The organism is Globicatella sanguinis, from assembly GCF_002847845.2.
Classification (GTDB): domain Bacteria; phylum Bacillota; class Bacilli; order Lactobacillales; family Aerococcaceae; genus Globicatella; species Globicatella sanguinis.
Genome location: NZ_CP126962.1, coordinates 2,608,687 through 2,622,382, shown reverse-complemented (window position 1 = coordinate 2,622,382; position 13,696 = coordinate 2,608,687). Strand labels below are relative to the sequence as shown.

General features: G+C 35.5%; 11 protein-coding genes. 4 read left to right on the top strand and 7 right to left on the bottom strand.

All coding sequences use genetic code 11. The features are described 5' to 3' along the window. Positions 1-284 precede the first annotated feature (284 nt). The 5 genes from ltrA to cmk all read right to left on the bottom strand — a co-directional run bounded on the left by ltrA (position 285) and on the right by cmk (position 6,132). Positions 285-1,568: a group II intron reverse transcriptase/maturase gene (ltrA, locus tag CYJ72_RS11590; RefSeq protein ID WP_284629402.1), complete on the bottom strand. Its 1,284-nt coding sequence runs from the start codon at positions 1,566-1,568 to the stop codon at positions 285-287. A gap of 577 nt (positions 1,569-2,145) precedes the next feature. Continuing rightward, on the bottom strand, positions 2,146-2,421 hold the full coding sequence (locus CYJ72_RS11585) for an HU family DNA-binding protein (protein WP_066126414.1): 276 nt from the start codon (positions 2,419-2,421) through the stop codon (positions 2,146-2,148). 114 nt (positions 2,422-2,535) lie between these two features. Beyond that, positions 2,536-3,849, bottom strand: coding sequence for a ribosome biogenesis GTPase Der (gene der / locus CYJ72_RS11580; protein ID WP_101813701.1), 1,314 nt, complete (start codon positions 3,847-3,849; stop codon positions 2,536-2,538). A 78-nt stretch (positions 3,850-3,927) separates the two neighbouring features. Further along, entirely contained in the window at positions 3,928-5,196 is a 1,269-nt protein-coding gene (rpsA, locus tag CYJ72_RS11575; protein ID WP_257876965.1) for a 30S ribosomal protein S1, read from the bottom strand. A gap of 270 nt (positions 5,197-5,466) precedes the next feature. After that, positions 5,467-6,132, bottom strand: a complete 666-nt coding sequence (cmk, locus tag CYJ72_RS11570) for a (d)CMP kinase (protein ID WP_284629945.1) — start codon at positions 6,130-6,132, stop codon at positions 5,467-5,469. Positions 6,133-6,474: 342 nt separating this feature from the next. Here cmk and CYJ72_RS11565 point away from each other — a divergent pair, with 342 nt between their 5' ends. Together CYJ72_RS11565 and CYJ72_RS11560 are read left to right on the top strand one after the other, a co-directional pair. Next, positions 6,475-7,167 (top strand): AzlC family ABC transporter permease, encoded by a 693-nt coding sequence (locus CYJ72_RS11565; RefSeq protein WP_219525980.1) that lies wholly within the window; start codon positions 6,475-6,477, stop codon positions 7,165-7,167. A gap of 2 nt (positions 7,168-7,169) precedes the next feature. Beyond that, positions 7,170-7,493, top strand: a complete 324-nt coding sequence (locus tag CYJ72_RS11560; RefSeq protein ID WP_245631293.1) for a branched-chain amino acid transporter permease — start codon at positions 7,170-7,172, stop codon at positions 7,491-7,493. Between the two features lie 158 nt (positions 7,494-7,651). On the opposite strand, the gene CYJ72_RS11555 is transcribed toward CYJ72_RS11560, so the two are convergent. Continuing rightward, a complete protein-coding gene (locus CYJ72_RS11555; protein ID WP_284629942.1) occupies positions 7,652-10,369 on the bottom strand; it encodes an FtsK/SpoIIIE family DNA translocase in 2,718 nt (905 codons plus the stop codon). Between the two features lie 103 nt (positions 10,370-10,472). Here CYJ72_RS11555 and CYJ72_RS11550 point away from each other — a divergent pair, with 103 nt between their 5' ends. Next, positions 10,473-10,748 (top strand): acylphosphatase, encoded by a 276-nt coding sequence (locus CYJ72_RS11550; RefSeq protein ID WP_066126099.1) that lies wholly within the window; start codon positions 10,473-10,475, stop codon positions 10,746-10,748. 374 nt (positions 10,749-11,122) lie between these two features. After that, entirely contained in the window at positions 11,123-12,091 is a 969-nt protein-coding gene (yidC, locus tag CYJ72_RS11545; protein ID WP_066126098.1) for a membrane protein insertase YidC, read from the top strand. Positions 12,092-12,782: 691 nt separating this feature from the next. Here the strand turns inward: yidC and CYJ72_RS11540 are convergent. Continuing rightward, positions 12,783-13,691, bottom strand: coding sequence for a YitT family protein (locus tag CYJ72_RS11540; RefSeq protein WP_284629939.1), 909 nt, complete (start codon positions 13,689-13,691; stop codon positions 12,783-12,785). Between the last annotated feature and the right edge of the window lie 5 nt (positions 13,692-13,696).

The window sequence follows — 13,696 nt, the reverse complement described above, 5'->3', positions numbered from 1 at the left end:
ATTGATTCTCCTTTTTAATTCTCAAAACTCTATTGTATTATATCATGTTTTAAAACAAAATAACATTTTGGCTCTTATAAATCTTAAATTATTTGCTAGGGGACCAATGGACAGAGTTGACTGGCAATCAGCCGATCTCACATAGCATTGACCTATTAGCATGATGTTAGTCGCTTCAAACCAACAAAGCCCATTCAACTTTATCATCGATCATTCTATAATCGAGTAGGGACGGTTTCCCGTCCCTCTCACACCACCGTGCGTGCCGTTCGGCACACGGCGGTTCAATTAACTTTTAACGCATGTCGCTTTATATAATAATCATAGATACTTATTAATCCTCTTATTCTTAGGATATCTTTTGTGATGTAGTATTGTATCCCTGATTTAAGTGCTACAAATTGATAATGGTCTCCCCAACCAGAGACTTTGTCTGCCATTCCTTTAGGCATTCCTAGCTTGGCAAGTCCCCAAAGTCGTTTGCGTTTGGTCTTCCATTGTTTCCATATCACGACCCTTATACGCGTTCTTAAATGCTCGTCAATCCTTTTTAGTCGTGTTTTCATCGAACTTACGCTGTAGTAGTTAACCCAACCTCTTATAACTTGATTTAGTTTCTCAATTCTTTGGGTGAGTGAAACGCTCCAGCTTCGTTTGCTCAACTGCTTTAATTTGCGTTCAAATCGTGCTATCGACTCCTGATGTGGACGCGGTGCCCATTGTCGACTCTTTGTGTTTTTATAAAAACCGAATCCTAGGTATTTAAGTTTGTTTGGGCGCGTTATTTTTGTCTTTGTCATATTGACTTTTAATCCCAGTTTCTGTTCAATGTAGCGAGAAACACTGTACATGACCCGTTTGGCTGCTGCTTCACTTGAGACTGCTATAATGCAGTCATCTGCATATCGCGTAAACTGTAGCCCTCGTTTTGTTAATTCTTTGTCCAATTCGTTTAACATGATATTGGATAGGAGTGGAGATAAATTCCCTCCTTGTGGGGTTCCTTGAGTACTTTCATGATAAACCCCCATGATTTGCACTCCAGCTTGTAAATATTTTCGTATAAGTGATTCAACATCGCCGTCGTGAATAAGTTCATGAACCCGTGACATCAGTCGGTCTTGTGGGACGTTGTCGAAAAACTTTTCAAGGTCAATGTCCACTATCCATTCATAACCATCGTTAAGGTAGCTTAATAACTGCATGATGGCGTCTTCACAGGAACGTCCCGGGCGAAATCCATAGCTATATTCACTGAAGTGAGGTTCGCATAAGGGGGTCAATACCTGTACAATAGCTTGTTGAATAATTCGGTCCATGACAGTCGGGATACCTAAATTTCGCTTACTGCCGTCTGGCTTCGGTATTTCAGCTCTGAGCACTGGGGTCGGTTTGTATTTGCGGTGGATTATCTGACCTTTAATATCTTGCCAGTTTGCTCGGATGTATTGTTCGATTTCATCCACCGTTATACCATCAAGTCCCGCTCTTCCTTTGTTCCGTTTCACTTGCTTGAGTGCAAGTGTCATATTGGAAGTCGATAAAATTTGTAATAATAGTTGCGACATGGTGTGTCTCCTTTCTTGTTTCGCTGTTCCTATTTGTCTTATTTTTTCTGTTATTTCTCCATCAATACGTGATATTGTCCTAACTAGTCAGACATATAAAGGAGTACAATTCGAGTAGTTTACACTTTGTTAATTGTTCAGCCCTTCGCTCCACTTACATTACGCAAGCTTCGACACTACTATGGCTTCGGCTGACTTCTCATGATTCGTTATTACTACGTCTGAGACGCTCATGAGACCTCACGGGATAAGTCATACATCTTTCCTCGTTTACTCCCACAATTTACACGCATAGGTTACGACTATCTATTTGGACTTTAATGCTTTTGGCCATCTCATCCGCTATACGCGCCTTCGTATTGTGTTCCTGTTCGTGGAGCCACGATTTCGTTATCTCTTCTTCTCCTCGCCACCTCACGATGGTCAAGCTTGAGAATCACTATTGGGTTCACCGATAGCAGGTGCCCTCAGGGACTTGCACCCTAGATGTATGACATGCCCGTCATACCAAAAAAAGACAGAAAGGAAAAATTAATCTTTCCATTTTCTGTCCATTTTATCTTAATAAAATTTAAAATTATTTAACTGCGTCTTTTAATGCTTTACCAGCTTTGAATCCTGGAACTTTAGAAGCAGCGATTTCAATTTCTTCACCTGTTTGAGGGTTACGACCTTTACGAGCTGCACGTTCGCGAACTTCAAATGTACCGAAGCCGATTAATTGAACTTTTTCACCTGCAGATAATTCTTCTTGAATTGTTTCGAATAATGCTTCTACAGTTGCTGTTACATCTTTCTTAGTTAAGTTAGTTTTAGCTACTACTTTTTCTACTAATTCTGCTTTATTTGCCATTAGTAAATTCCTCCTTATTTTTTACTCTTTATGAGTATTACATCGAAATAAATTTCAATAGTTATTTCTATATCAGAATAGCACATCTTTATGATGAATTCAATAAAAAGACTACTATTCACGCTCTCTGACTATTAATTTTATGGGTGTTCCTTCAAAATAGAAAGAATCACGGAGTTGATTTTGTAAAAAACGCTCATAACTGAAATGCATCAGTTCTAAGTCATTAACAAAAACAACAAAAGTTGGTGGATTAATGGCTACTTGAGTCATATAATATATCTTCAATCTTCGACCTTTATCAGTCGGGGTTGGATTCATTGCGACAGCATCCATTAATACATCATTGAGAACAGAAGATTGAATACGACGATGACGATTATCATAAATCATTTCTAATAATTCTGGTAATCGATTCAATCGTTGACCTGTTTTTGCACTGACAAATAATATAGGGGCAAATTCTAAATATTGAAATTGTGCTCGAATGTCTTTAGTAAATTCCTCAAATAGGTTTTCCGATTTATCTACCGCATCCCATTTATTCACTAAAATTACAATTCCTTTGCCTGCTTCATAAGCATAACCGGCAACCTTTTTATCTTGTTCTCTAATACCTGTTACAGCATCAATCACTAAACAGACGATATCACTTCGATCAATCGCAGACAAGGCTCTTAACACACTGTATTTTTCGGTATTTTCATAAACTTTCCCCCGTTTACGTATACCAGCGGTATCAATCATCATAAATTCACGACCATTATCGGTTGTAAAATAAGTATCAACCGCTTCTCGAGTTGTCCCTTCCATATCAGAAACAATCACTCGCTGTTCTTTTAAGATGGCATTGACTAAGCTGGATTTCCCCACATTGGGGCGTCCGATAAAACTAAACTTAATCAAGTCTTCATTTTCTTTAATTTGGGCGTCTTCTGGAATATAAGTGAAAATCTTATCTAGAACATCACCTAACCCTGTTCCGTGTGCTCCAGATACGGGGAAAGGATCACCTTGGCCAAGTGAGTAAAATTCCCAAACTTGTTGACGTTGTTCTGGATTGTCGGCTTTATTCACTAAAAGGATCACCGGTTTATTAGTTCGATGCAGTAACATTGATAATTCTTCATCAGCATCTGTTACGCCTTCTCTTGCACTCGTTAAAAAGAGAATGACATCTGCTTCATCAATCGCAATTTGTGCTTGATAACGGATTTGATTCATGATGGGTTCATCAATCATCTCAATTCCACCCGTATCAATTAAACGAAATTCTTTGCCTAACCATTCCCCTTTTGCATATATACGGTCACGGGTAACACCAGGATAATCTTCAACAATGGAAATTCGTTCCCCTACTAAACGATTAAATACGGTTGATTTTCCCACATTGGGTCTTCCAACTAAAGCAACTGTAGGAATACTCATCTGTTCACCTCCAAAAAAATTCATAAGAAAAGGCTGCGACTTAGGTCACAGCCTGATTGACTTTATTTAAAGTATCGATTATTCACCTTCTGGTTTGAAACCATCAAGTAAATCTCCAAATACATCACCAATTGTGAAGCCAGTGTCATTAGAATCTGAATATGTTGTTTTTGTATTCGAATTATTTTGACGACGAGCTTGTCCACTATTTCTTCTTGGACGTTGGTTATTAGAACGTGCAGGTTTTGCTGCTTCGCCTTCAGTAGAAGCTTGTTCTTCTCTTGCTGGTTGAGCTGGTCTTTCTAATAAAGCTTTAATTGATAATGATAATCTTTGATTTTCAGCATCAGTACTTAAAACTTTAACATCAATTTCTTGACCTTCTTCTAATTTATCAGCAGGAGATGCAACGTGCTCATGAGCAATTTGTGAAACGTGAACTAAACCTTCAACTCCAGGGAATACTTCAACGAATGCACCGAAATCAGTTAAACGTTTTACAGTTCCTTTTAAGACAGTTCCTTCACTTGCTTTTTCTTCGATATTATCCCAAGGTCCAGGTAGAGTGTCTTTAATTGATAATGAAATACGTCCTTTTTCTTCATCAACTGATAATACTTTCACTTGAACAGTATCACCAATTGTTAACGCATCACTTGGCTTGTTAATGTGTTGGTGTGAAATACGGCTAATATGAACTAATCCATCAACCCCACCTAAATCGATAAAGGCACCAAAGTTTGTTAAGCGCGCAACTTTACCTTCAACAATAGAATCCACTTCTAAATTAGATAAAACTTCTGCACGTTTTGCTTCACGTTCAGCTCTAGCGATTTCTTTATGAGATAAGATTAAACGATTATCCATATCATCGATTTCAACGATCTTGAATTCTAAAGTTTTACCTTTGTATGGTGAGAAGTCTTCTACAAAGTGATCTTCAACCATAGAAGCTGGAACGAATCCACGAACACCAGCATCAACTACTAAACCACCTTTAACAACATCTTTAACAGGTGCTTCAATTGTTTCGCCTTTGTCAGCTTTTTCTTTTAATTCAGCCCAAACTTTTTTAGCTTCAACGCGTTTTTTAGATAATAAGTAGTTACCATTTTCTTTATCTTTAATTGGTTTTAAAACAACTAATTCTACTTCATCACCAATTGATACGATATCTGATAATTCTTCAAATGAAGATTCTGATAATTCATTACGAGGGATAACACCTTCTAAACCACCAGATTCTTTAATTGCAACACGTACTTGGTTATCATCAAAGGCTAATACATCACCTTTTACAGTATCACCAATCTTAATTTCGATGACGCTATCTAAAGCATCTTCCATTGTTTCTAATACAACAGGAGCTTCTTCCTCTTTTGTATCTTCAACTTTTGCTACTTCAGTTTCTTCAACTTCTGTACTTTCAACTTCAGTATTTTCTACTTCAGTCATTTCAATTTCTGTCTTTTCAACTTCTGACATCTACCAGTTCCTCCTAAGCAGTTACCTACAATATTGTCGCTCTTTTTAGTTATAAAGAGCCTACAATGAACATTTTAACAAATAAATTAGCTTTCGTCTAGTAAGAAAGCGATAAAACTATCAATTTAATACTTATTTTTCAACATTTTGGATGATTTTTGCGACGGTTTCGTCAATCGTCAGGTCACCTGTATCAACTAAAATCGCATCATCCGCTTTTTTTAAGGGACTGTGTTCTCTAGTCGAGTCATAGCGGTCTCGTTCAATGATGGCTGCTTCTATTTCAGCTAAGCTTTGTGACGTCAAACCTTTTGCCATATTTTCTTTATAACGTCGTAAAGCCCTTACCTGTGGACTGGCCGTAAAGAAAAACTTGTATGGTGCATTAGGTAATACCACTGTTCCAATATCACGGCCATCCATTACAACTGAACTGGCTTCAGCCATTCGTTGTTGCAGACTTACTAAGTGTTGACGCACTTCAGGTATTGCAGCGACTTCTGAAACATTTTCGGTTACTTCGACTGAACGAATTTTTTCAGAGACATCTTCTCCTTCAATGAAAAGATGCTGACTCCCTTCAATTATTTTAAATTCCATTTTTATTTGATTCATCAATGCCACGATTTGATCGACATCAGCGAAAGGTATATTTTGCTCTATTAATGCTAAAGTAATACCGCGATACATCGCACCCGTATCGATATAAGCTATTCCCAATCGTTGAGCGACTTCTTTGGCGATTGTACTTTTACCCGAAGAAGCCGGTCCATCGATAGCAATGGTTATTTTTTTCATTTCTTATCACCTCATATACTTTTAGTATTTTACCAATTTCATATCAGTCAAGCAACTTAATTTAAACAACTCACAAAACTTGACTAAAGTAGGTGGTTAAAATAAAATTAAGTAATGCTAATATGAGGTTGGGCAAAAATTTTTAAATTCTGTTCAGGCATATCTATTTAATTCAAAGCGCAGTGGTTGAGTGGTCTCAAATGGCATCTTAACGACTTGTTTGAGACCTACTCAACTGTGCGGGGGTGGGCAGACGAAGCGAAAATTATTTAATTTTCTACTTCTTGCCCACTCCCTTTCAGGTACTATGATACCTTATTTTTTTAGTAAAGGAGCATGAGAATGAAAGAAGCTTTTAAATTTGCTTTTCCCAAAACAATCCCAATTTTTACAGGTTTTTTATTTTTAGGCATATCCTATGGCATCTTCGCCACTTCTTTAGGTTTTCATCCGTTGTTTCCTATTGTAACCAGTGCTATCGTCTATGCCGGGTCAATGGAGTTTGTCACCATGAGTATGTTATTAGGAACCTTTAATCCGATAATGTCCTATTTATTAACGATCATGGTGAATGCTCGTCATATATTTTATGGATTATCGATGCTGGATAAATTTAAAAATTTAGGTTGGAAGAAATTTTTTATCATTTTTGGCATGTGTGATGAAACTTTTTCGATTAATGTTTCACTTGATATTCCAGAATACTTAGATAAAAGTTGGATCTATTTTCATGTTACTTGGTTAAATCAAGTGTATTGGGTATTGGGTACAGCTGTAGGTGCTATTTTTGGTAATCATTTACCTTTTGATACTCAAGGGATCGATTTTGTGCTAAATGCGCTCTTTATTGTGTTATTACTCGATCATTGGCTTAAGAAAAAACAACATCATTCCGTATTTATTGGTTTGTTGGCCTCACTATTAAGTCTTATCGTATTTGGGGCAGAAAATTTTATGATTCCTGCGATGGTAATGATTATACTCATTTTTTCTTTTCAATTTTTTATAACGAAGCCTAGCGGTTGGGAGCGATGAAGATGACAATTACACAACAAATTCTAACAATTCTAGTGGTAGTTTTAGGTACCATGACCACTCGTTTTATTACGTTTCTTATCTTTCCTGAAAGTAAAGAACCACCTCAATTTGTACGATATTTGGGTGAGGTTTTACCTAGTGCTGTTCTAGCTTTATTAGTTATTTATGCTTTTAAAAATTATCAAATACCATTTTCTCAACAAAACTGGTATGGCATTATTGCAACGGTTGTTGTCATTATTGTTCATTTATTCAAACGTAATTTATTATTAAGTATTAGTATTGGAACAATTGTTTATATGGTACTGATTCAAAGTTTATAAAAAAAAACGAGATTAGCTTGCTCTAAGCGTAATGCTCCTTATCATTCTTTTTATGATTTAAAGGAATTGACATTTGAGTCTAGCTAAATCTCGTTTTATTTTTATTTAATTGATTTGTGTATATTCGGTCATATCATCTAAATGGATGCTAGTCAATTCTATAATACTTGACGTGGCTTACTACCATCTTGCGGAGCAACTAAACCTGCCGCTTCCATATCATCCACTAAACGGGCTGCCCGGTTATAACCGATTCTAAATTTACGTTGTAATTGAGAAATACTAATGGTTTCAAGTCCTTCAAGCATGGCGACAGCCTCTTCAAAGTACTCATCTTCACTCACATCAAGTGAACTTTCACTCTCCCCATCAAGATCAATCAGTGAATCTTCGTAATCAGCTTTTTGTTGTTCTTTAATGAAATCAGTAATCCGTTCAACTTCTGTATCTGAAATATAAGCACCTTGAACACGAACTGGTTTATTTTTACCCATTGGTTGAAATAGCATATCCCCACGTCCAAGTAATTTTTCTGCCCCATTACTATCTAAAATAGTTCGTGAGTCAGTACCACTTGAAACTGCAAAGGCTAAACGGCTCGGTACATTGGCTTTAATAATCCCCGTAATGACATCCACTGATGGTCTTTGAGTCGCGATAATCATATGAATCCCAGCAGCACGTGCCATTTGCGCCAAGCGTATAATGGCATTTTCGACTTCATTACTTGCGACCATCATTAAATCCGCTAACTCATCAACAAATACAATAATTTTAGGTAATTTTTCATAAACGGTCTCTCGTTGTTCTTTGTTCCAGTCATCGACTTGTTCATTATAACTATCAATATTTCGCACATTTGACGCTGCAAATAATTCATAACGTCGTTCCATTTCTTGAACCACTTTATTTAAAGCTTGAGCTGCTTTTCGTGGATTAGTGACAACAGGTGTCAATTGATGTGGTAAATCATCATAGAGTGTCAATTCAACTTTTTTCGGATCAATCATTAAAAATTTAACTTCATCCGGTTGAGCTTTCATTAACAAGGACACAATAATAACATTCATCCCCACCGATTTACCTGAACCAGTAGCTCCAGCAATTAATAAGTGAGGCATCTTGCTTAAATCAGCTAAACAGACCGACCCCGAGATGTCACGTCCCAATGGCACTTCCAATAAGTTTTTACTCTCAAGTGCGGCATCAATAATTTCCCAAAAGGAAACCGGACTAACTTGATTATTCGGTACTTCAATCCCAATCAATGATTTGCCCGGAATCGGTGCTTCCATCCGAATATCACGTGCGGCTAATGCCAAGGCAATATCATCAGATAAAGAAACAATTTTACTAACCTTCACTCCTACTGCCGGTTCAATTTCGTACTTCGTTACCGAGGGGCCTAAATTAGCTTGTACCACTTTGGCTTTTACGCCAAAACTTTCAAAGGTACGTTCTAATTTTTCGATATTTTCATTAATACGTTCATATTCTTCACTTTGGTCAACCGGTGGTATTTTTTTCAATAAGTTTTTACCGGGTAAGGTTAATTTTTTGCCTTTCTTAACTTGAGCTGGTTTCTTATTGGCTTTGGGTTCAGCAATTTCCGCCGAATCCAATACTTTTTCAATCTCATCAGTCGTCAAATCTTGAGTACTGGCTGCTTGATTTTGCCAATGTCCAGCCGAACTCATGCGTTGACTCGGACGTTCTACACCTTCAATATTCTGTAAGTCCTCAGTTGTTTCTTTGGTAGTTGGGATTTCTTCCTGAACAGAGTATTCTTCTTTAGTTATTGTGTCTTGGGAAGCTTCTGATCCATTCTGTATCGCTTGATTAGAGCTGATAATAATTGGTTTAATTGGATTAGGTTTAGCTGGTTGGTTATGCTCCTTAGGTTGTTTTCTTAAATTATGATTATAATCAAAATAATCTAAATCCAATACCTTTTCTTCACGCACTATACGGTTGACAACTGGCTCTTTTTCTAAATCATAAGGTTTAAATTCTCTAGTTCCAGCATGTTGATAAGTTGGTTTATAAGCTGTCTGATACAAATCGTCTGTTTGATTTGCTACAGGTTTATCTTTAAACAGTCGATTAAATAAAGAAGGTTTCTTATCAGTAACCATTGTGTCAGACATTTTTTCATCTGAATTAATCGGTTCAATCATATTTGGATCATCTTCTTGTAAAATGGCGACATCCATTGCCTGATCATTGAATACGTCTTTAATCTCTTCAAAATTAGGGAATAATTTTTTAAAAATATTGCGGATACCTACAAATGTATTGTGGAAAAATTGTTTCAACATCTCAAAACTGATGTTTTCAACTAAACAAAAGCCAATAATGAAAAGAATACCGGAAAATAAATAGGTACCCCAACGACCAAATAGATAGCCTAAAGTTGAATAAAAAGCGGCTCCTAAAAATCCGCCTCCTAAATCCGTTCGATTTTGGCTCACAAGAAAATCATTTTGAAATCGTTCGTAAGTTAATCGAAAGATAGCTGAAGGTTCGACACTATTAAATAAATTAAAATGTAATACTGTCGTTAAGGATACTAAAATTAAAAAGGCCCCTAAATAGCGCCACCATCGAATTTTAGGTAAATGTCCTTTTAAAATTAAATAGGTTGCCCATAAAATAGCACTGAGTAAAAATAAGGTATAGGTTTCACCAATTAATAAACGAAAACTATTCGCAAATAAATTACCGACAAAACCACCATCAAATAATGATAATAAACTAATAAAAAAAATAATTAAGCCTATTATTAAATAGGTAATTTCATATTTTAATTTTAAAGTTGTCTGAGTGCTACTTTTTTGTTTTTTTGAGTTGTTTTGGTTGGTATTTTTTTTAGCCAAAATGCTCACACTCCACTTTCTTAAATTCTCTGCACATTATTATAACACATATTCAGGTTTTTTTGATATGATGAAAACATACAAAATGAAAAGGATGAGGGCTATGCATACATATGAACTTATTTTTAAAGGAACTGTTCAAGGGGTCGGATTTCGTTATCATGTTTATCAGTGCGCACTTAAATCTCAAGTTAAAGGTTTTGTTGAAAATTTAAATGATGGCACCGTCAAAGCAATCGTTCAAACTAATGAAAATTCAATAGACCACTTTATTGACGAAGTCTTTAATACCCCTTATCGGCTAATTAAAATCGATAATATTGATATTAATGAGATCACTCCAACAGAAACCTACCAAGATTTTTCAATTCGCTATTAACAATCATAACTTATTTAAATCTATTAACTCAACAATTCGGTTTCATGCGAAGGAAGTAAAAAACATTAATCAATGCCAGAATTAATAAAGAAGTAAAACAAAGCGCATTTGCTGTACCCTTTTGCTTTAAAAGTAAAGTAGATAGTAAATAAAACCGACCAAATGATGTTTCAGTTTTCTGATCCACAGACTGAATAATAAATAGCTGTAACAGCCTTAACTGATACCGTTTAGTCGATTTGCTAGCTATCACATTTTGCTTTACATCATCACTTATTTTTCGATAATTGAGACCGTTCTCTATAAAACAGTTGAAAATTTGTTAATATTTCATTATAGTATATAGGTATGAAATGTTAATGGAGAGTGAATTAATGAAAAAATTAAAAAAACACCTTCCAATGCTATTATTATTGTTTGGAATTGTCTTAATAGCAAGTGGATGCGTGCAATATACAGCAGATGGAACCCCAACAGGTTGGGTATATGAATATTTTGGTAAACCTGCAACAGCCTTTTTAAACTTCTTAGCTAATATCTTTGGTGGTAGTTATGGTGTCGCAATTATCATCGTTACCATTATTACCCGATTATTAATGTTACCTTCATCATTAAAGATGACAAAATCTTCCATGATTAGTCAAGCAAGAATGAAATTTGCACAGCCAGAAATTGATGAAATTCGTGCAGAAATCGATGCTACAGACGACCCTACTGAAAAAGCTCGTTTAAATAATGAATTGATGGCTGTTTACAAAAAATATGATATTGATATGTTTGGCGGCTTATCTGGATGTTTACCATTATTAATCCAAATGCCAATTATCTCAGCAGTCTATACCGCTATTCGATCTTCACAAAAGATTATTGATAGTAAATTCTTAGGTATTCATTTAGGTGAACGTAATTTATTGATTGTCGCGTTAGTAGTGGTATTTGCCTTCTTACAAGGTTGGTTAATGCAACGCGCTACTCCAAAAACGGATAATCCAACTGCCAATTCAACTACTAATTCTATGATGTTAATGAATCCAATTATGTTAGGTTGGATTTCTTATGCATCTAATGCTGGTTTAGGAATTTATTTCTTAACGGGTAGTATTTTTAGTTTCATTCAACAACTTTATTCAAATCATGTTATGAGACCTAAAATTCAAAAAATGCTTGATGATGAAGCTAAAAAATTTGAGAATTCTCCTCGTCAAAAACGAACCAAAGTTAAAAAAGCCAACGAAACAACTGCCGAAGGTTCAAAACGTTTAGTTCCTACTAAACAACCGGTTTTACCTGTAAATGAAAACAATAAACGTCGTAATGCTGGTAAACAAAATCGTCGTAAATAATTAAATAACAATTTTAAAAGTAGGCGGAAAGTTGATCAATCGGTTGATTGGTCAATTTCTCGCCTACTCTTTTTTCCAGTGAAGAATCACTAAAAATAAACGAGGGAGTGAACCAGAAGTAGAAAATTGAATGATTTTCACTTCATTTGTTCACTCCCGCACAAGTTGAGTATGTCTCAAACAAGTCTTTAAGACGCAGATTAAGGCCACTCAACCACTGCGCCATTAATTATCGCACAATAAATTTGATTGAATCTTCCAAGAGTATTCTCGGTTACTTTAAGACTTAGGTTGAGGCCACTCAAACACTGAACTATTCAGTAAAGAACAATAAACTTGACTAAATTAATCAAGTAATGCCCATCGTCTCGTCTTTAAATGTTATTGAAATATTATTAATGATCAAACCATCGACTAACAAACTATTTACTACCAAAGAAGCATCATGATTCAACGATTTGACTTTTCTATGTAAACCAGTGCTACATTCTGGTCATTTGTCCTTTGTTCATCTTTTAGCATCAGCGTACTAATATTAGTCTATTTATGATTGATGGATAATTCTCTTATTAATCAATATTTTTAAGAAAAAGTGACATAAATCGATTTCGATATTTTTTGTCAATATATAAATAAACGCAAAAGCTCATTCGATAGCCATCAGTAATCAGTCACGACATCACAAATTACTTTATCTTATCGGCTGAGTTTTCATTAATTTTTGTTGTTCTTTAGTTAAAAACTGTCCTAATACTTTAGTTGATTGAATAATATTGACAAATGCTTTACTATCAGATTCTATAACTGCTAACTGCAAATCATGTAATTCATAACGATTAATGACTACCATAATTAAGTCTCGCTTATCACCTGTATAACCTCCACGGGCTTCAATGATTGTTGAACCTCTTATTAAACGCGTACGAATACTAGCGGTCACTGCAGCAGCATCATTCGTCACAATAAAAGCAGTTAATCGTTGTTCTCCAGTATGGATCGCATCGATCATACGAGAAGTTACAAAAATTGTGATCAAGGTAAAGATAGCCGTTTCTAAATTATACAACAATCCAGAACCAATAATAATAATGGAATTAACTAATAAAGTCATCATGCCAACATCCCAACCAAAAGTTTTCGATAAATAAAGCGATAATATATCGAACCCCCCACTTGACATCCCATACTTAATCGTAATACCTGTTCCTAAACCCGTTAAGACACCACCAATGACTGCATTAATGAGTGGATTTTGAGAAACGTATGTTAAGGGAAATAAATTGGTGGCCAATGAAGAAAAAAGAACGACTATTAAAGTCATAACAGTAAATTCTTTTCCTAGTTTTAAATATGCTAAGATAATCAACGGAATATTTAAGATGAAATAAAGATTACCGGTGGTAAAGATAGCTGCTAACGCCGTTTCACGGGTAAAATAATTGATTATTTGCGCTAAACCAGGCGCTCCTGCACTAAAGATATTGCCAGGAATTAGAAAAAATTTCATTGATAACCCAAAGATTAATGCGGATATAACAGCAATAAATATTTGAAAAAAGAAATTCGCCTCTGGATGTTCACTTAAATATTTATTTATCATTTAAC